This is a genomic window from Erwinia rhapontici (assembly GCF_020683125.1).
GTDB lineage: Bacteria > Pseudomonadota > Gammaproteobacteria > Enterobacterales > Enterobacteriaceae > Erwinia > Erwinia rhapontici.
Window position 1 is genome coordinate 2,404,511 of record NZ_CP085627.1, and the last position, 17,338, is coordinate 2,421,848.

16 protein-coding genes and 1 pseudogene are annotated in these 17,338 nt (G+C 54.8%); 13 read left to right on the forward strand and 4 right to left on the reverse strand.

Annotation, left to right across the window (positions count from 1 at the left end):
* Nucleotides 1-19 precede the first annotated feature (19 nt).
* Nucleotides 20-409, forward strand: coding sequence for a hypothetical protein (locus tag LJN55_RS11330; RefSeq protein ID WP_227536278.1), 390 nt, complete (start codon nucleotides 20-22; stop codon nucleotides 407-409).
* Nucleotides 410-512: 103 nt separating this feature from the next.
* Here LJN55_RS11330 and mqo read toward each other — a convergent pair whose 3' ends face one another.
* Together mqo and LJN55_RS11340 are read right to left on the reverse strand one after the other, a co-directional pair.
* Entirely contained in the window at nucleotides 513-2,168 is a 1,656-nt protein-coding gene (gene mqo / locus LJN55_RS11335; RefSeq protein WP_133846508.1) for a malate dehydrogenase (quinone), read from the reverse strand.
* A gap of 347 nt (nucleotides 2,169-2,515) precedes the next feature.
* On the reverse strand, nucleotides 2,516-3,376 hold the full coding sequence (locus LJN55_RS11340; RefSeq protein WP_227536279.1) for an aldo/keto reductase family oxidoreductase: 861 nt from the start codon (nucleotides 3,374-3,376) through the stop codon (nucleotides 2,516-2,518).
* An 85-nt stretch (nucleotides 3,377-3,461) separates the two neighbouring features.
* On the opposite strand from LJN55_RS11340, the gene LJN55_RS11345 reads away from it, so the two are divergent.
* The 8 genes from LJN55_RS11345 to LJN55_RS11380 all read left to right on the forward strand — a co-directional run bounded on the left by LJN55_RS11345 (nucleotide 3,462) and on the right by LJN55_RS11380 (nucleotide 9,843).
* The gene (locus LJN55_RS11345) at nucleotides 3,462-4,097 is read left to right on the forward strand and encodes a TetR/AcrR family transcriptional regulator (RefSeq protein ID WP_227536280.1); all 636 of its coding nucleotides are present in this window, start codon (nucleotides 3,462-3,464) and stop codon (nucleotides 4,095-4,097) included.
* A 249-nt stretch (nucleotides 4,098-4,346) separates the two neighbouring features.
* Nucleotides 4,347-4,907, forward strand: coding sequence for a hypothetical protein (locus LJN55_RS11350; RefSeq protein ID WP_227536281.1), 561 nt, complete (start codon nucleotides 4,347-4,349; stop codon nucleotides 4,905-4,907).
* 49 nt (nucleotides 4,908-4,956) lie between these two features.
* Nucleotides 4,957-6,077, forward strand: a protein-coding gene (locus LJN55_RS11355; RefSeq protein ID WP_227536282.1) for an IS3-like element ISRaq1 family transposase whose coding sequence is annotated in 2 segments (ribosomal slippage) — nucleotides 4,957-5,215 and nucleotides 5,215-6,077 — 1,122 coding nt in all. Because the reading frame shifts where the segments join, the coding sequence is not laid out codon by codon here.
* Nucleotides 6,078-6,883: 806 nt separating this feature from the next.
* On the forward strand, nucleotides 6,884-7,468 hold the full coding sequence (locus tag LJN55_RS11360; RefSeq protein WP_133846520.1) for a cytochrome b: 585 nt from the start codon (nucleotides 6,884-6,886) through the stop codon (nucleotides 7,466-7,468).
* Between the two features lie 10 nt (nucleotides 7,469-7,478).
* Nucleotides 7,479-8,003, forward strand: coding sequence for a tetratricopeptide repeat protein (locus tag LJN55_RS11365; protein ID WP_133846521.1), 525 nt, complete (start codon nucleotides 7,479-7,481; stop codon nucleotides 8,001-8,003).
* Nucleotides 8,004-8,015: 12 nt separating this feature from the next.
* Nucleotides 8,016-8,543, forward strand: a complete 528-nt coding sequence (locus LJN55_RS11370; RefSeq protein WP_227536283.1) for a sigma-70 family RNA polymerase sigma factor — start codon at nucleotides 8,016-8,018, stop codon at nucleotides 8,541-8,543.
* Entirely contained in the window at nucleotides 8,540-9,346 is an 807-nt protein-coding gene (locus LJN55_RS11375; protein WP_159338165.1) for an anti-sigma factor family protein, read from the forward strand. The genes LJN55_RS11370 and LJN55_RS11375 overlap by 4 nt, the downstream gene beginning before the upstream one ends.
* Nucleotides 9,347-9,447: 101 nt before the next feature.
* Complete coding sequence (locus LJN55_RS11380; protein WP_167863941.1) at nucleotides 9,448-9,843, forward strand: YybH family protein; 396 nt, start codon at nucleotides 9,448-9,450, stop codon at nucleotides 9,841-9,843.
* Between the two features lie 10 nt (nucleotides 9,844-9,853).
* Here the strand turns inward: LJN55_RS11380 and LJN55_RS11385 are convergent, their stop codons facing one another.
* A complete protein-coding gene (locus LJN55_RS11385; protein WP_133846525.1) occupies nucleotides 9,854-11,629 on the reverse strand; it encodes a sigma-54-dependent Fis family transcriptional regulator in 1,776 nt (591 codons plus the stop codon).
* A gap of 286 nt (nucleotides 11,630-11,915) precedes the next feature.
* On the opposite strand from LJN55_RS11385, the gene exaC reads away from it, so the two are divergent.
* From exaC to LJN55_RS11405, 4 genes are all read left to right on the forward strand, one after another.
* Nucleotides 11,916-13,436: an acetaldehyde dehydrogenase ExaC gene (gene exaC, locus LJN55_RS11390; RefSeq protein ID WP_133846526.1), complete on the forward strand. Its 1,521-nt coding sequence runs from the start codon at nucleotides 11,916-11,918 to the stop codon at nucleotides 13,434-13,436.
* 26 nt (nucleotides 13,437-13,462) lie between these two features.
* Nucleotides 13,463-14,488, forward strand: coding sequence for an alcohol dehydrogenase AdhP (gene adhP / locus LJN55_RS11395; RefSeq protein WP_200642050.1), 1,026 nt, complete (start codon nucleotides 13,463-13,465; stop codon nucleotides 14,486-14,488).
* Nucleotides 14,489-14,622: 134 nt separating this feature from the next.
* Nucleotides 14,623-15,384, forward strand: a complete 762-nt coding sequence (locus LJN55_RS11400; protein WP_227536284.1) for a YdcF family protein — start codon at nucleotides 14,623-14,625, stop codon at nucleotides 15,382-15,384.
* 1 nt (nucleotide 15,385) lies between these two features.
* Entirely contained in the window at nucleotides 15,386-16,297 is a 912-nt protein-coding gene (locus tag LJN55_RS11405) for a LysR family transcriptional regulator (RefSeq protein ID WP_159338160.1), read from the forward strand.
* Here the strand turns inward: LJN55_RS11405 and LJN55_RS11410 are convergent.
* Nucleotides 16,279-17,124 (reverse strand): annotated as a pseudogene (locus tag LJN55_RS11410) (GH36-type glycosyl hydrolase domain-containing protein); the annotation flags it as partial. The gene LJN55_RS11405 and the pseudogene LJN55_RS11410 overlap by 19 nt on opposite strands.
* Nucleotides 17,125-17,338: the final 214 nt, after the last annotated feature.

Here is a 17,338-nt window from a genome sequence, read left to right on the forward strand (position 1 = left end):
TGCCGATGGAGAGTCTTCCATGTTATATCGCCTTACCCTTACCACCCTCACTGCCGCACTGCTATTGACGGGTTGCGCGCGCCAGTCCGTTGAGGTTCCTGACGATCAGTATGCCCGCGGCCCCACGCAGATTAACGTGTCGCATATTGTGACTCAGACTGATGATGGTTCTGCGGTCGTCGTCACCGTGGATGGACGAGATGCGGGGGTTCTGGACAATGGCGAAGGGACGCTGCTGCATGTGCCGGAAGGCAAACATAAAGTGGGTGGCTACGTGCCGACGTTGCTGGGCCGCGTGACGATCCCTTCGGTGGATGTCACCACATCACACAATGAAGTGACGACGGTGGCCTATTCGGTCGCACGGGATAAAGCGGCGTTTAGTGAAGTCGCCCATTTACCAGGATAAAAAGCCTGGATAAAAAACCAGGATAAAAAACCTGGATAGGAATAAAGCAGGGAGAGCAGAACAGAAAGAAGATTGCCCCTGGAACAGGCCAGGGGCAGGGCGATTACAGCGCCATATCGTGTTGCGGGCTTTCGGCACGCTTCTCAGGCTGAGAAGGAGCGTCAGACGGCTTAGTATTGTTCATATCAATCACCGGTGGTTTCACCAGCTGCAGGGTCGCTGCGGTATCATCCCACACCTGCTGAGTCAGCGCGGTGTTGCCATTCAACTGCTGGCCATAGCTTGGAACGATAGTGCGGATCTTACTCTGCCACTCGGGTGAGTTGAACTGCTCAGGGAACAGCTTTTTCATCACGTTCAGAGTGATAGGTGCTGCGGTGGAAGCACCCGGAGAAGCACCCAACAGGGCCGCCAGGGTTTTCTGCTGATCGGTCACAATTTCAGTACCGAGTTTCAGCACGCCGCCTTTATCTTCATCTTTCTTGATGATCTGCACGCGCTGACCGGCCTGAATCAGTTTCCAGTCTTCTTTACGCGCATTCGGGTAGTACTCTTTCAGCGCTTCAAAGCGGTCGTTGTCATCCAGCATCACCTGACCAATCAGGTATTTCACCAGGTCGAAGTTATCCATACCCACGTGCGTCATTGGCATAAAGTTGCTGGTGGTGGTGGTGCTTAACAGATCAAACAGCGAGCCATTTTTCAGGAACTTGGTAGAGAAGGTCGCGAACGGCCCAAACAGTACCACGCGCTTACCGTCAAGGTAGCGGGCATCCAGATGCGGTACAGACATCGGTGGTGCGCCTACTGACGCCTGGCCGTAGACTTTTTCAGTATGCTGTTTGGTAATCTCAGGGTTTTCGCTCACGAGGAACGAACCACCCACCGGGAAGCCTGCATAGTTATCCGCTTCCGGGATGCCGGTTTTCTGCAGCAGCTTCAACGCACCGCCGCCTGCACCGATAAAGACGTATTTCGCATCAACGCTGTGCTCTTCACCACTTTTCACATCGGTGATGGTCACGTGCCAGGAGTTATCGGCATTACGTTTAAAATCGGTGGCTTCCGCTGAGGTTTCCAGCGTGAAGTTTTTATCTTTCTTCAGGCTGCCGATCAGCTGACGGGTGATTTCACCGTAGTTAACGTCAGTTCCGACCGGGGTCCAGGTGGCAGCGATTTTCTGATTAGGATCGCGGCCTTCAATGGTCAGGGGTGCCCACTGTTTAATTTGATTTGGATCGGTAGAGAATTTCATTCCCTGGAACAGCGTGGTCTGCTGTAACGCTTCATAGCGTTTGGTCAGGTAATTGACGTTGGTGTCACCCCAGACGAAACTCATATGTGGCGTGGAATTAATAAAGGAGTGCGGGTTATTCAAAATGCCGCGTTTCACCTGTGCGGTCCAGAACTGGCGGGAAATCATAAACTGTTCGTTAATTTCCAGCGCCTTTGACACATCAATGGAACCGTCTGGACGCTCTGGCGTATAGTTCAGCTCCATATTTGCCGAGTGACCCGTACCGGCATTGTTCCAGCCGTTAGAGGATTCAAGGGCCACGCCGTCCAGCTTCTCGACCATCAGCTGTTTCCAGCCCGGCTGAAGTTCCTGTAACCAGGTGCCTAAGGAGGCGCTCATGATACCGCCACCGATCAGCAGTACGTCGGTTTTCTGCGTGGCAGGCGTTTCAGCCCAGGTACTGGTGCAAACCAGTAAAGCTGACAGAGAAAGCAGGGGAATCGTTTTTTTGGAGTTAGACATTTTAAATAACGCATCAATATAGGTTAACAAATTGAGGTGATATTTTAGCGCAATTTAACGAAAAGTTAATAACTATTTATTATGTTTAAATCAAATCGCTAAATTAATTTAATTACTTAACGATTATTTTAATTACTCGTCAGGTTTATTTAGTTTTAAAACACAAAATAGAGGGTTATTAATTAGCTGAAATAACATGGGAAAAAGAATAATAAAGTGGGTGATTGCCGCCAGTACAATAAGAGCAAAAAATGAGGGGGAAGTCGACGGCAGCGAAGGTTAATTTGCCGTTTTTTCCCCTCATTGTCCCCATTGAGGTGTTGTTCCGGGCGGTACAGCATGAAATGTTAAGCGATGCGATTTAATGCATCCAGCACGTCGTGCGGCAATTCGAGCTGTGCGCTGGCCAGATTCTGTTCCAGATGAGCGAGTGATGAGGTGCCAGGGATCAGCAGGATATTGGGTGAGCGTTGCAGCAGCCACGCCAGCGCCACCTGAAGCGGGGTGGCCTCACAGGCAACGGCCGCCTCGCTCAGGGCGGCGCTCTGTAAGGGAGAGAACCCGCCGAGTGGGAAGAAAGGCACCCAGGCGATACCGTCTTGCGCCAGCTGGTCAATCAGTGCGTCATCCTGACGATGGGCGAGGTTATAGCTATTCTGCACGCAGACAATCGGCGTCATACTTCGCCCCTGGGCGATCTGGGCCGCCGTAACGTTACTCAGCCCGATATGACGAATCAGTCCTTGTTCTTTCAGTTCGACCAGCGCGGCCAGTGAAGCTTCAAAATCCCCTTCGGCAGGTTGGAACATATCAAACATCAGCCGCAGGTTAACCACATCCAGCACATCCCGCTTCAGATGACGCAAATTATCATGCACTGCACTTTTCAGTTCCGCAGCAGACATCGCCGGGTTCCATGAGCCGTCGCTGCCGCGCACTGCACCTACTTTGGTGACAATCGTCAGGTCATCCGCATAGGGAAACAGTGCTTCAGCGATCAGCTGATTGGTGATATGCGGCCCGTAAAAGTCACTGGTATCAATATGCGTAATCCCGCTTTCCACTGCTGCACGCAGCACGGCGATCGCGGCCTGGCGATCCCGCGGCGGCCCGAAGACATGAGGGCCGGCCAACTGCATCGCACCATAACCCATGCGGGTGACTACCCGGTCGCCCAATACGTAGGTTCCGGCATTTTTTATCGTCATTGTCAGGCTCCTGATCGATGTTGAAGAAAAAAGCGTAAGGTGTTCCAATAAAATACGAATAATTATTCAGGTTGTGAATTCGCATATGATGAACGACAACGCACGCGGGCTTGAGGCCCGAAAACAGCCGCGCCAGGCGCGATCGCAGGCCACCGTGGAGGTGATCCTCGAGGCGACTATTCAGGTTTTGCTGGCAGAAGGGCTGCCCCGGCTGACCACAATCCGCGTGGCGGAGCGTGCTGGCGTGTCGGTGGGAACGCTGTATCAGTATTTCCCACAAAAGCAGGCGCTGCTGTTTGCGCTGTTACAACGCCATCTGGAGAGGCTGGTAAGCATAATGGAAGTTGCCGCGTTATCCGTGCAGGGCCAGCCTCTGGCAGTGATGGTGAAACATATTGTCAGCGTGTTTATGCAGGTGAAAACCGAGAACCTGCACGAGTCGGCGGCACTGTATGCTGTCGCCAGCGAACTGGATACGCGTAGCTATGTGCGTAGCGTGGAAGCGCGCAATCGCCTGGCGCTGGAAACGATGCTCGACAGTGCCAGCGACAGGCGGTTTGCCGATACGCCGGGGGTGACGTTTGTGTTTATGGGCGCACTGATCGGGCCGATACGGCTGCTGCTGGAAGGCGACCCTGAGCAGCAGGATATGGAGCGTCTTGCAGACCAGCTCGAACTGTTATGCCTGAGCTATCTGGAGCACGTTTCGTTGCTGCGCTGAGCGTGGCTCAACTCTGGGCTGAGGTGAGGTGAGCTCTTCAGCCTCATCTGTATGAATGACGGCTTGATGCAGGTTTAGTGTATTTCCATCAGATTAACAGTGATCTTAGGATGGTTATCTTAATTTGGACAATTATGATTTAAACATAGCATAATATAATTGACTTCACTCGTCTCGGAAATTTACTATAGATAAAAAATTAGAATAAATTATAATGGTTTTTTATTCCTAAATAAAAGGATTTTATTGATGAGTGAAAGTGATTTTTCTTCCTGTAAATTTATGACGAAACCTCCTTCGTGGGGGATCATGGATATTCTTATATGGAAAATAGTACCAGACACATTCGGTGGTGGGGTTGGATATATTCAAAGGTTTAAGGACGCCTGGGTATCTCATAATAGCTTAAACATAAGAATGGCATCTTTAGAGTATAAATTACCAGCAGAGTTACTGGCAGGTGTGTGTTGGATAGAAGTTGCTGGTGATCCAAATTTCATAGATAAAGTTGCATTCGAGGTAAGGTCTTTTGATTGGAGTGGTCCAGAATTTATTGATAGAAACTTTACGGTAACAAACCCACCGGAAAAGACATCTTTCGGCTTTGTAAGCATACAGTTAAGAACAGCAGCAGCCACATTAGGGCTTGATGTAAGAAAAATGAATACATCTCAACTCAGAATGTTGGCAGATTGTATTGAAAGAGATAGTTATAATATTAGACTTGTGGCGCGACATCTTAGACAGTTGGCAGACTATGATCGTTTACCGTCAACATTAAGAGAAGATGACCTGCCCCCCGTTGATTAATACACCACTATGTTAGTAATGTCTTCATAAGCCACATGAGGACATCCCCATGAAGAAGCGTTTTTCCGACGAACAGATCATCAGTATCCTCCGCGAGGCTGAAGCCGGGGTTTCTGCCCGTGAGCTCTGCCGTAAGCACGCCATTTCCGACGCCACCTTTTACACCTGGCGTAAGAAGTATGGCGGTATGGAGGTGCCCGAGGTTAAGCGCCTGAAGTCGCTTGAGGAAGAGAACGCCAGGCTCAAGAAGCTGCTTGCCGAAGCCATGCTGGATAAGGAGGCGCTTCAGGCGGCTCTGGGGCGAAAGTACTGACGACAGACCAGAAGCGGGAAGCCGTGATGTTGATGTGTGATGCGACCGGTCTGTCGCAACGTCGTGCCTGCAGGCTTACAGGTTTGTCCCTGTCGACCTGCCGTTATGATGCTCAGCGTCCGGCTGCTGATGCACATTTATCAGGGCGTATTACTGAGCTGGCGCTTGAACGCAGACGTTTTGGTTATCGGCGTATCTGGCAGTTGCTGCGTAGGGAGGGCCTTCACGTCAATCACAAGCGGGTATACCGTATTTACCACCTTAATGGACTGAGCGTAAGACGCAGACGACGCCGTAAAGGGCTGGCGACCGAACGGTTTCCGCTTCTTCGCCCGGATGCGCCGAACCTTACATGGTCGATGGATTTCGTTATGGACGCACTGGCCAACGGTCGCAGGATCAAGTGCCTGACCTGTGTGGATGATTTCACGAAGGAGTGTCTGACGATCACCGCTGCTTTCGGTATTTCAGGCGTTCAGGTCACGCGTATTCTGGACAGCATCGCGTTGTTTCGGGGCTATCCGGCGACAATAAGAACCGATCAGGGCCCGGAATTTACCTGCCGCGCGCTCGATCAATGGGCCTTTGAGCATGGTGTGGAACTACGGCTTATCCAGCCAGGTAAGCCAACGCAGAACGGATTTATTGAGAGTTTTAACGGACGCTTTCGCGATGAGTGTCTGAACGAACACTGGTTCAGCGATATCGTTCACGCCAGGAAAACCATTAACGACTGGAGGCAGGATTATAACGAGTGTCGTCCACATTCGGCACTGAATTATCTGACGCCATCAGAGTTTGCAGCACGGTGGCGAAATGGAAAATGTGAAGGTAAACAAACCGACATTACTAACTGACGGTTGTATCTAATCCTGGGGGCAGGTCAAAGAAGATATTAAAATAATTGGCGAGACATATAATAGAGGTATTAGGCCAACATTAGAAGAGATAAAAAGAAACACTAGTTACGGTGATTTTATTGTACGAAATTGGAAAAAATTTCATAAGCTAGTATGGAGGTAACATGAGGGTTTTATTAAGGATTTGCATTTTACTTATTTATCTTTCTGCTATGCTTTTATTGTATGTACTTGGTGTTGATAAGTACTCATGGATAAGTGAAATGGACCCTTCGATGCCTCCTCACTCTATTGTTAATGATTCAAGTAATCAGCATCTTGTTTCCTCTATACTGGTTGCCTTTATCATCATGATGCAACTTTTCTATTTTATTTTTGAAAAGAGTAAAAAGTGGAAGGCTATCTCAGTGATATTATTTTCCCTTATTGTTTCATTGTACGTCTTCAGATAGTTCATCCCCGTACCTGTCAGCCCGGATCGCCCCGCAAATGATCGCTCCTCGATTATCCCCATAAAACAAGACAGGCATTAACCCGAGAGTGGCTGACCTTGTGGTCTGGTTGGCCAGCACAACCGACCGAGCCGTGGTGCTCACCCTTAGCCCGGGGCGCTCGGAAAAAAGGTTCGCGACTGCGGATGTATGCATGCCTTATTTATGGGGATGCCTCATTGGGTCCCCATTATTTTTCTGCATTACTGGCCCCAGAAACCGCACTGAAATAAAAAAAATTTTTTTTTCGAATAGAAACCCGCCCTGAGACGTTAACCGATCATCTTCCCCTGTGACAGGAAACCGATCGCCATGTCTCACACCTCTCTCCCGCTGCGTCAGCGCTATGACGCCTTTGCCCTGACGCTGCACTGGATCACTGCCGCCAGCGTCATTTTCCTTTTTGCTTCTGCCCATATCTGGGAACTGCTGGCGCGTGGCACGCCGCTGCGTAAAGGGTTGCAGTCCGTACATATATCCTGCGGCATTTTGTTGGCACTGGTGATGATTGTGCGACCGTTATGGCGTCTCTACAGCCAGCGACAGGCGCGTTTTGCCATGCCACCCGTGGCCGGGTCGCGACCGACGCGCATCCTGGCGCATGCCATGCACGGAGCGCTGTATCTGCTGCTGTTTGCACAAATCTCTCTGGGATTTCTGTTCCGCTGGGCACAGCAGGAGCCGTTCAGCTTTTTTGGCCTGTTAGATATTCCGGCCTGGATCGCGGTCGATCCGTCACTGCGTCATCAGATCGGCGGCTGGCACGATAACGTGGCCTGGGCGCTGATTATCCTTGCCTGCGCTCACGCGCTGGCTGCTCTGTTCCACCACTATGTTCTGCGCGATAACGTGCTGCGCCGTATGCTGCCCGCGCGTCGTTCCTCATCATCCCAATAAGGCTAACATCATGAAAAAATTAACGATAATCCTGCCTGCACTGTTACTGACGTTGTATGCGCCCCTGGCTCTGTCCATGGGCGACAGCAGCAGTGAAAGCAAAACCCCGGATTGCCCGAAAGGCCAGGTGTATGACAGCGGCAGCAAGCAGTGTGTACCCGAGAAAACCAGCCGTCTCAGCGATGATGATAAAACCCGTTATGCTTATCATCTGGCGAAAAAAGGGGAGTATCAGTCAGCACTTAACCTGCTGGATACCCTGAAAAATCCGGATACCCGCGAAGCCTGGAACTATCGCGGCTACGCCACACGCAAATTAGGGCGCACCGATGAAGGGATCGGCTATTATCAACGCTCGGTGGCGCTGGATCCGCGCTATGCCAAAGTGCGTGAATACCTGGGTGAAGCCTGGATGATCAAAGGACGTCCCGATCTGGCCCGTGAGCAGCTTGCTACCATCAAGACCTTGTGCGGTGTGAACTGTGAAGAGTATCGGGATTTGCAGGCCGCGATTAACGGTCACCCTGAATCCTGATGATGAATCCGTGTGGAGGGTAGAAAAATCACCCGTAGTGAAGTCCGAAACCATCTGGCTGCCCATCTTGAACGCTTATGGCGTTACGGGATGGTGCTGTCACGTAATCGTGATGTGGCCGAAGAGCTGGTACAAACCACCTGTGTACGGGCGCTGGAACGCAGCGCCCAGTTTACGCCGGGAACACGCATCGACCGCTGGCTGTTCACCTTGTTGCACTCGGTGTGGATCAACGATCTGCGTGCCAGGCGCGTGCGGCTCGGGCAGGGATTTGTCGACAGTGAGGATCTGCACGCAGCGGATACCTGGTCGCACGAAGAGGACCGTATGCAGTATCAGCAAGTGATGCAGCGCGTGGAAAGGCTGCCGGAGGCTCAGCGTAATGCGGTGTTTCTGGTGTATGTAGAAGGGTTTACCTATCAGGAAGCGGCTGACACGCTGTCCGTGCCGATCGGCACCATCATGAGCCGTCTGGCAGCGGCAAGAGCCACGTTGTCCCGTGCGACAACCTCAGCGCCTGCACAGGAGAAACGCCGGTGAACAGAGAACGTTTTTGTCCCCCATACAGCGATGAGGCGATAGTCGCGTGGCTGGACGCAGAAATGGATGCGGAAGAGGCTCAGGCCTTTGAGCAACAGTTAAAGCGCGATCAACCGCTGGCGGCCCGCACCGCCGAATTGATGAAAAGCAATCAGCCGTTTGCCGAGGCTTTCGACCCCCTGCTGGAGGCCGCCCCCAGCGCACGCCTGCACGCAAACCTGGAGCGTCTGCTGGCGCAAACCCCGGCAACGGCGCCCGTGGTCCGCGCTCAGGTCAGCCGCCGTGCGCTGATTGCTGCGTCACTGAGTTTCCTGGTGATCGGTTCCGGCTTCGGTTACTTCGTGCGCCCGGATAATCGCTCGCGCCGCGATAGCGAGAAAATCCGCGATCTGGAATCGCAGTATATGTCGCTCTACAGTCCGGAAACGTTGGTGGATGTGGACAGCACCGCAGCGGTGATCGACCGCTCACTGGCCAGAACGGCACAGACGATGGGCCTGCACCTGAACGCGCAACAGCTCATGCTGCAGGACGCTGAGTTAAAAAGCGTGCGCCTGCTGCGCTATGACGATACCCGCATTGTGCAGATTGCCTGGGAGCACAGTGCGTATGGCCCGATGGCGCTGTGTGTTTCCCGCGAGGATCATAACAGTGCCACCCCGGTGCTGGGCGAACAGCGCCACGGCATGAATCTGGCCTGGTGGCACGCGGGAGGTTACCAGTACGTGTTGATTGGGCGAAGCCCGGCACCGTGGCTACAGCAGAGCGCCGGGTTACTGCGTCAGGGACTGATGCCGACGTGATGACCACAGGCTTTGCCGACAGGGCGAAAATATCCTTGTTTTCACTCTGATGTTTATGACAGGGTGAACACCGGACATGTCACCCTTTCAGGAGCCACCGCATGAGTTCACATCCTCTTCGCCAGATCATCGAAGCCTGCGACCGCGCGATCACCGCCCGTGATTTTGACCAGTTGATGACGTGGTATGCGCCCGATGCCGCACTGGTGATTAAGCCGGGCATGATTGCCCGCGGCCACGATGAGATCCGCCGGGCGTTTATCGCCATCTCTGACCATTTTCAGGGGCAGCTGCGGGTTGAGCAGGGAACGATGCAGGTAATTGAAGGGGCGGGCGATGCGCTGGTGCTGATGGAAACGGTGCTGCATTACCCGGATGGCGCGGGCGAGACCCTAACCGTCACCCGTCGCGCCACCTATGTATTCAGGCAGGAGCCTGATGGCCGCTGGCTCTGCACCGTTGATAACTCCTACGGTACCGACCTGCTGGATGCCTGATATCGGCCCATTATTTGCGCGCAGCACGGCGATACAGCGTGCTGCGTGCCACGCCCAGCGCTTCTGCCGTTTTGCTCACATTGCCGTTGAAGCGTTGCAGAGTGGCGGCGATCAGTTGTTCATCATGCTGTTGCAGTGCAGGCAGCGGTTCACTCACCGCCAGCTGATACTCCGCAGGGAGGCTGTCGCAATCCAGCACGTCGTTATCATCGGCGAGCGCCAGCAGCACTTTCAGTACGCTGCGTAACTGACGCACGTTACCCGGCCACGGATGTTGCGCCAGAGTATCCAGCAGCAGCGGCGTCATCTCAATACCACGCTGCTCACCGCCCAGTTCCTGCCAGAGCTGGCGAATAAAAGCAGGCAGTTCTGCCCAGTCGCGCAACGGTGGCAGCGTCAGAGAGAACTCCTGCAAGCGATAAAGCAGATCCTCACGGAACGCACCCTCAGCCACTAACTGTGGCAGATTACGGTGGGTCGCGCAGATCACCGCAAAACTCACCGGCCAGCTGCGGCTGGAGCCGAGCGGGGCCACTTCTTTCTCCTGCAACACGCGCAGCAGACGGGTTTGCAGCGCCAGCGGCATATCGCCAATTTCATCAAGGAACAGCACGCCGCCGTCAGCTTCACGAATTTTCCCGATATAGCCATTCTTACTGGCCCCGGTAAAGGCACCGGGCTGATAGCCAAACAGCTCTGATTCGATCAGTGACTCCGGGATGGCCGCGCAGTTGATCGCCACAAACTTCCCCTGATGCCAGCGGCTCTGCTGATGCAGCGCCCGGCTGACATATTCTTTACCGCTGCCGGTTTCTCCATGCAGGCACAGCGACACCCCCGCATTGATCAGCCGCACCATCTTCTCGCCGCCATCACGCAGCGAGAACGGCAGAGTGGAGGAGGTGATGGCGGTCGAGGCAAAGTGTGTGCGGGCCGGGGCACGCAGTCGGAAAAAATAGTGCTGCTGGCTGCGGGTGGTGAGCGGCTGTGGCACCTGGTTTGCCTGCTGTTCGAGCTGTGGGAACAGCTGCTGGAAGGTCAGGCAACCCAACTGTTCCGCTCCCAGTTCCAGTTCACGCATCGCCACGCGGTTGGCGGCCATCAGAATATTGTCAGAGAACACCAGCAGCAACTCTTCCACACGGTCAATGCCCTGAACCTGGCGGTGCAGACTCATCATCCACTGATCGGGGTGCAGGCTCTGCTTGATCCACAGATATTCAATGTGCTTCGCGGCGTCTTTGATCCAGGCCAGGGTATGCGGATGCGCAAAGTGTGCCGGGCCGGAGATATCCAGCACCCCGGCAATCTGTCCACCAGGGCTTTGCAGCGGGATCGCCGCGCAATACAGCCCCTGGTTGCTGGTGAGAAAATGCTGCTGGCCGTCGATTTCACAACAGTCATCAATCGCCAGAGCGGTGCCGATGGCATTGGTGCCGCGCCCGCACTCACTCCAGAGATTGCCCGGTGCCAGCGCAAAGCGTTCCGCTTTTTGCAGCGCCTGCATATCACCAAAGGTGTTCAGCACCAGCCCGCTGGCATCCGACAGGATCACCACGGCCTGTTTCTCGGCAATTTTCTCGGCTAATGCCCGGATGGCAGGCTGGGCAAACTGTTGCAGCGTGGCGTGGTGGGCGAGAGCATCGGCCAGTTCTGCCTGGCGAATGCGGGGAAAGTCGTCGGACAGGCGATCCAGACCGTAAAGCTGGCTGCGAAACCAGGAGTCACTCAGCACTGGGTTTGGCGCAAACGGTGGCGTACTGACGGCTGACGAATTTCCCTGCATTGATAACCTCATGCCCTGGTGAAAGTGTTGCAATATTGTAGCCATCTGGTTTTATCGGTGTTGCGATTTGCAACACAGATGCGAAAAGTTTCCATTATGGCTTGCGATAGCGGCGGTCACTCACTTCGTATTACTCTGATAATCATCATTATTTTTACAATTCCACTAAGGTAAAAAATTGGCACGGGGTGTGCAATGGGAAAGAGGCAATCGTAACAACGTCCGGGACAGGATCGCGCTGCGGTTGTTTATCTCTCAAAGACCTACCCTACAAGAGGATTTTGCGATGCGTTATTCCCATCCTGGTACACCCGGTGCTTTAGTTTCTTTCAAAGCGGCCTATGGCAACTTTATTGATGGCAAATTCGTCGAACCGCAAAGCGGTCAGTATTTTATGAACACCTCTCCGGTGAACGGCAGCGACATTGCGCAGTTCCCGCGTTCTGATGCCCGTGATATCGAGGCGGCGTTAGATGCCGCCCACCGTGCGGCCGACGCCTGGGGAAAAACCAGCGTGCAGTATCGTTCTAATCTGCTGTTGCAGCTGGCCGATCGTATAGAAGCCAATCTGGAATACCTTGCCGTGGCAGAAAGCTGGGATAACGGTAAGCCAATCCGCGAAACGCTGAATGCCGACCTGCCGCTGGCGGTTGACCATTTTCGTTACTTTGCCGGGTGCCTGCGTGCCCAGGAAGGGAGCGCCAACGAAATCGATGAAAAAACCGTGGCCTACCATTTCCATGAACCGCTGGGCGTGGTCGGGCAGATTATCCCGTGGAACTTCCCGCTGCTGATGGCCGCCTGGAAACTGGCCCCGGCGCTGGCAGCCGGAAACTGTGTGGTGCTGAAACCCGCAGAGCAAACCCCACTGGGTATCACGCTGTTGCTGGAACTGGCAGGCGACCTCTTCCCGGCGGGCGTGCTCAACGTGGTGCAGGGCTTTGGCCGTGAAGCGGGCGAAGCCCTGGCAACCAGCAAGCGCATTGCCAAAATCGCCTTTACCGGCTCCACACCGGTTGGCCGTCATATCATGGCCTGCGCGGCAGAAAACATTATTCCCTGCACCGTCGAGCTGGGCGGCAAGTCACCGAATATCTACTTCGCCGATGTGATGAACGGCGAGCCGGAGTTTATCGACAAGGCGGTAGAGGGGCTGGTTCTGGGCTTCTTCAACCAGGGCGAGGTCTGCACCTGTCCGTCACGCGCACTGATCCACGAATCAATCTATGCGCCGTTTATGGAAAAAGTGATGGCGAAAGTGGCGACCATCCGTCGTGGCGATCCGCTGGACACCGACACCATGATTGGCGCACAGGCATCACGCCAGCAGTTCGACAAAATCCTCTCGTATATTGATATCGCGCGCCTGGAAGGCGGAAAAATCCTGACCGGCGGCGAACGTGCCAGCATCAGCAAAGAGCTGGATAACGGCTATTACATTCAGCCAACGCTCATCCAGGGCGACAATCAGATGCGCTGCTTCCAGGAAGAGATCTTTGGCCCGGTGATCGGGGTCACTACCTTTAAAGATGAAGCCGAAGCGCTGTCCATCGCCAATGAAACCCAGTTCGGGTTGGGCGCAGGTATCTGGACGCGTGACACCAATCTGGCGTATCGCATGGGCCGCAGCATCAAGGCCGGGCGCGTATGGACTAACTGCTATCACATCTACCCGGCACATGCGGCCTTTGGGGGATACAAACAGTCCGGCGTGGGCCGTGAAACGCACAAGATGGCGTTGAATGCCTATCAGCAAACCAAAAATCTGCTGGTCAGTTATGACACAGCACCGTTAGGGCTGTTTTAAGCCTGTTTTCTTTCGAGGATTGAATAATGAAAACGATGAAAGCCGCAGTAGTGAAAGCCTTTGGCGAACCGCTGGTGATTGAGCAGGTGCCGATCCCTGAAGTCGGGCCGGGCCAGCTGCTGGTGAAAGTGGTGGCCACGGGTGTCTGTCATACTGACCTGCATGCTGCCGAAGGTGACTGGCCGGTGAAACCTCAGCCGCCGTTTATTCCGGGCCATGAAGGCGTGGGGTATGTGGTCGCGGTAGGTGATGGCGTAAAGCATATAAAGGAAGGGGATCGCGTGGGCGTCCCCTGGCTGTACTCTGCCTGTGGCCACTGCGAACACTGTCTGGACAGTTGGGAAACCCTGTGCCATTCGCAGCAAAACGCCGGTTATTCGGTTAACGGTAGCTTTGCCGAATACTGTCTGGCCGATGCTAACTACGTTGGCATCCTGCCGGATAACATCGATTACAATGAAATCGCCCCGATCCTCTGTGCCGGGGTTACCGTGTACAAAGGTCTGAAAATGACCGAAGCCAAAGCGGGGGATTGGGTGGTCATTTCCGGTATTGGCGGGTTGGGCCATATGGCCGTTCAGTACGCCGTAGCCATGGGCTTTAATGTGGCCGCCGTCGATATCGACGACGAAAAACTGGCCTTTGCCAAACGTCTCGGCGCCACTGTCACAGCAAACGCCCGTAACGTTGACCCGGCAAAAGTGTTTAAAGACGCGTTCGGCGGCGCACATGCGGTGCTGGTGACGGCGGTATCACCCAAAGCCTTTGAACAGGCGATTGGTACGATGCGTCGCGGCGGCACCATGGTACTGAACGGTCTGCCACCGGGTAAATTTGACCTGTCGATCTTCGATATGGTGCTGGACGGCATTACCGTGCGCGGTTCGATCGTGGGGACGCGTAAAGACCTGCAGGAAGCGCTCGACTTTGCGGGTCGCCACAAGGTAGCGGCAAATATTTCGGTTGAGCCGCTGGCAAATATCAATGATATCTTTGCCCGCATGCATGCCGGGAAAATTGAAGGCCGCATCGTGGTCGATCTGGCCCTGTAATGTCTGTCTGACGACGGCAACACCGGATTAATCCGGGTTTCACAGCAGGTATAGCTTCAGCGCTATGCCTGTTCGCAAAATGTAAAGTATCAGTGATATCATCTGCCAGGTGTTCACTTATTAAAAGCCCGCATATGATCCTGACCCCGCAGAACATTGACTCTCTTAATACCATTTCACACTGGCTTGCCGTTAATGATGTCAACGGCGAACAGGAGCTGCACGCTGATGTGGCTATTCTGGCTGGCCATGCCGTGCTGCCGGGGCTGATCGGGGCCTTTACCCGGCTGGCTGACACCTCAATTCCTTTGTTACTGAGTGGCGGCACAGGTCACTCCACCGAACTGCTGAAAACCGCATTGAACACAGTACAGGTCAACAGCGATGCATCGAGCGAAGCACAGCTGCTGGCCGATGCAGCCGTGCAACTCTCCGGCATTAAGGCAGATCGGCTGATTATTGAAGATCAATCGCGTCACTGCGGTGAGAATGCTGCCTTCAGCCGTCGAAATCTGCTGGCGCGGGACCTGCCGGCACAGCGTATCATTCTGATTCAGGACCCGCTGATGCAGCGCAGAACCACCGAAACCTTCCATCATGAGTGGCAGCGCCAGGGGCAACAGGTCGATTTCATCAGCTGGCCGGTGTTCGTGCCGCAGCTGGTGCTACAGGACGGCCAGCCGGTGATCACCGGGGCGGCATCGCCACAGGGATTGTGGGCACTGGACCGCTATGTTTCGATGGTGCTGGGAGAAGTGCGGCGGCTGCGTGATGACAAAGAGGGCTATGGTCCCCTGGGCCTTGGGTTTATCGGCCATGTGGATGTGCCTCACGCAGTGGAACATGCCTGGCAGCGGCTGATGGCCGAACCTGAACTGACGGCGCTGGTGCGCTGAAATGACGACGGAACCCGATCTCAACTTACTGATTGCGCTGGATGTGCTGCTGAATGAGGCCAGCGTGGCGGCAGCGGCACGCCGTCTGGGTTTAAGCGCCTCGGCCATGAGCCGCACGCTCAGCCGCCTGCGCAGCGTTACGGGCGATCCGTTGCTGGTGCGTGCCGGGCGCAACATGGTGCTGACGCCCTGGGCCGAAGCGATCCGCGAACGCAGTCAGAACGCGGTCTTAGAAGCCCGTGCGGTGCTGCGTCCTGCGGTGGCCGAACAGCATCCCGCCAGTCTGGACTGCACGTTTACGCTGCGCGCCAATGACGGATTTGTTGAAGCTTTTGGCCCGGCATTGATTGCGACAGCAGCGCTATCCGCGCCGTTGGTCCGTCTGGTTTTTGCCCCCAAACCGGAGAAAAGCGTCAAGCCGCTGCGCGAAGGACGCGTGGATCTGGAGATTGGTGTGCTGGGCGAGATGGGCCCGGAAATTCGTGTGCAGGCGCTGTTCCGCGATCGTTTCGTCGGTGTGGTGCGTCAGGGCCATCCGCTGTCGCAGTTACCTGATGTCAGCGTCAGTGATTATGTTGCCTGGGGGCATGTGGTGGCCTCACGCAGCGGAAGGGCGGAAGGCCCGGTGGACCAGGCGCTGGCAGAACAGGGCGTGCAACGGCGGGTCAGCGCCGTGGTGCCTGCTTTTCCGGCTGCGCTGGCCGTGGCGCGCGCCTCCGATCTGGTGGCGCTGGTGCCGGCATCCTTCCTGCTTAATCAGCCAGCCGGGCTGTTGTACCGTTTTGAACTGCCGGTCAAAACCGGTGCCATCACCGTGTCACAGATGTGGCACCCGCGCTCGGAAGTGGACCCGGCGCACCGCTGGCTGCGGCAACTCCTGTTGACAGTATGCCGTCAGCGGGTGCCGGATTGATCTTCTCCTCCCAGGTGGATCGTCACATGATGGTGCTGCCCCTCATCCCGTAGGGGAATGCAATCCTCCGTCAGATCCGCGCCATCCAGCGTGATGTGATAATCCCCCTCACTGCGCACCACCTGAATATGATATTCGCTGCTGCCATGCTGATACGTCAGGCTGACGGAAGGCCAGTGTGCAGGCAGTAATGGCCTGACTGCCAGCGCATCCGCATGGCGGGTAATCCCCAGCAGAGACTCCACCAGCAGGCGGTAAGCCCAGCCCGCCGATCCGGTGTACCAGCTCCATCCACCGCGTCCGGTGTGTGGTGCGACACTGTAGACATCCGCCGTCATCACCCAGGGTTCAACTTTATAGCGTGCCACCGCATCGGCATCCAGGCTGTGATTGATTGGATTGATCAACGACCACAGTTGCCAGGCTCTTTCACTGTTGCCCATTTGGGCAAAGGCCATCACCGCCCAGATAGCACCATGCGTATACTGCCCGCCGTTTTCATGCACGCCCGGGACGTAGCCCTGAATATAGCCGGGATTCGGCCCATCGCCATTAAACGGCGGCGTTAACAGTTTGATCATCCCTGCGTTGTCATCAACCAACCGTGCATCCAGTGATTGCATGGCTTTTGTGCACTGTTCCGGCGTTCCGGCACCGGAGAGGACAGCCCAGCTCTGCGCGATAGCATCAATCTGGCAGGCCTGCGACAGATGGGAACCCAGCGGTTCGCCGTTATCAAAATAACCGCGTCGATACCATTCACCGTCCCAGCCGGCGCTGTTAAGGTTATCGCGAAGCTGGTCTGCCTCTTTGCGGCATTGCAGGGCAAAGCAGTTTTGGGCAATGACTGATTCATTGTCGTCCAGACGTTTCAGCAGATACCAGGGGATTTTATCAGGTGATAATCGATGCGAACGCGCCAGTTTCTGACCGAAATGCGCCATCTGGGCGGCTGAAAATAATTCTGCTTTAATCACACTATCCATCGCCCGGGCAGGTGCCCCCGTCCAGGCTGTTTTTATTGTGGCGATTTTTGCGCGT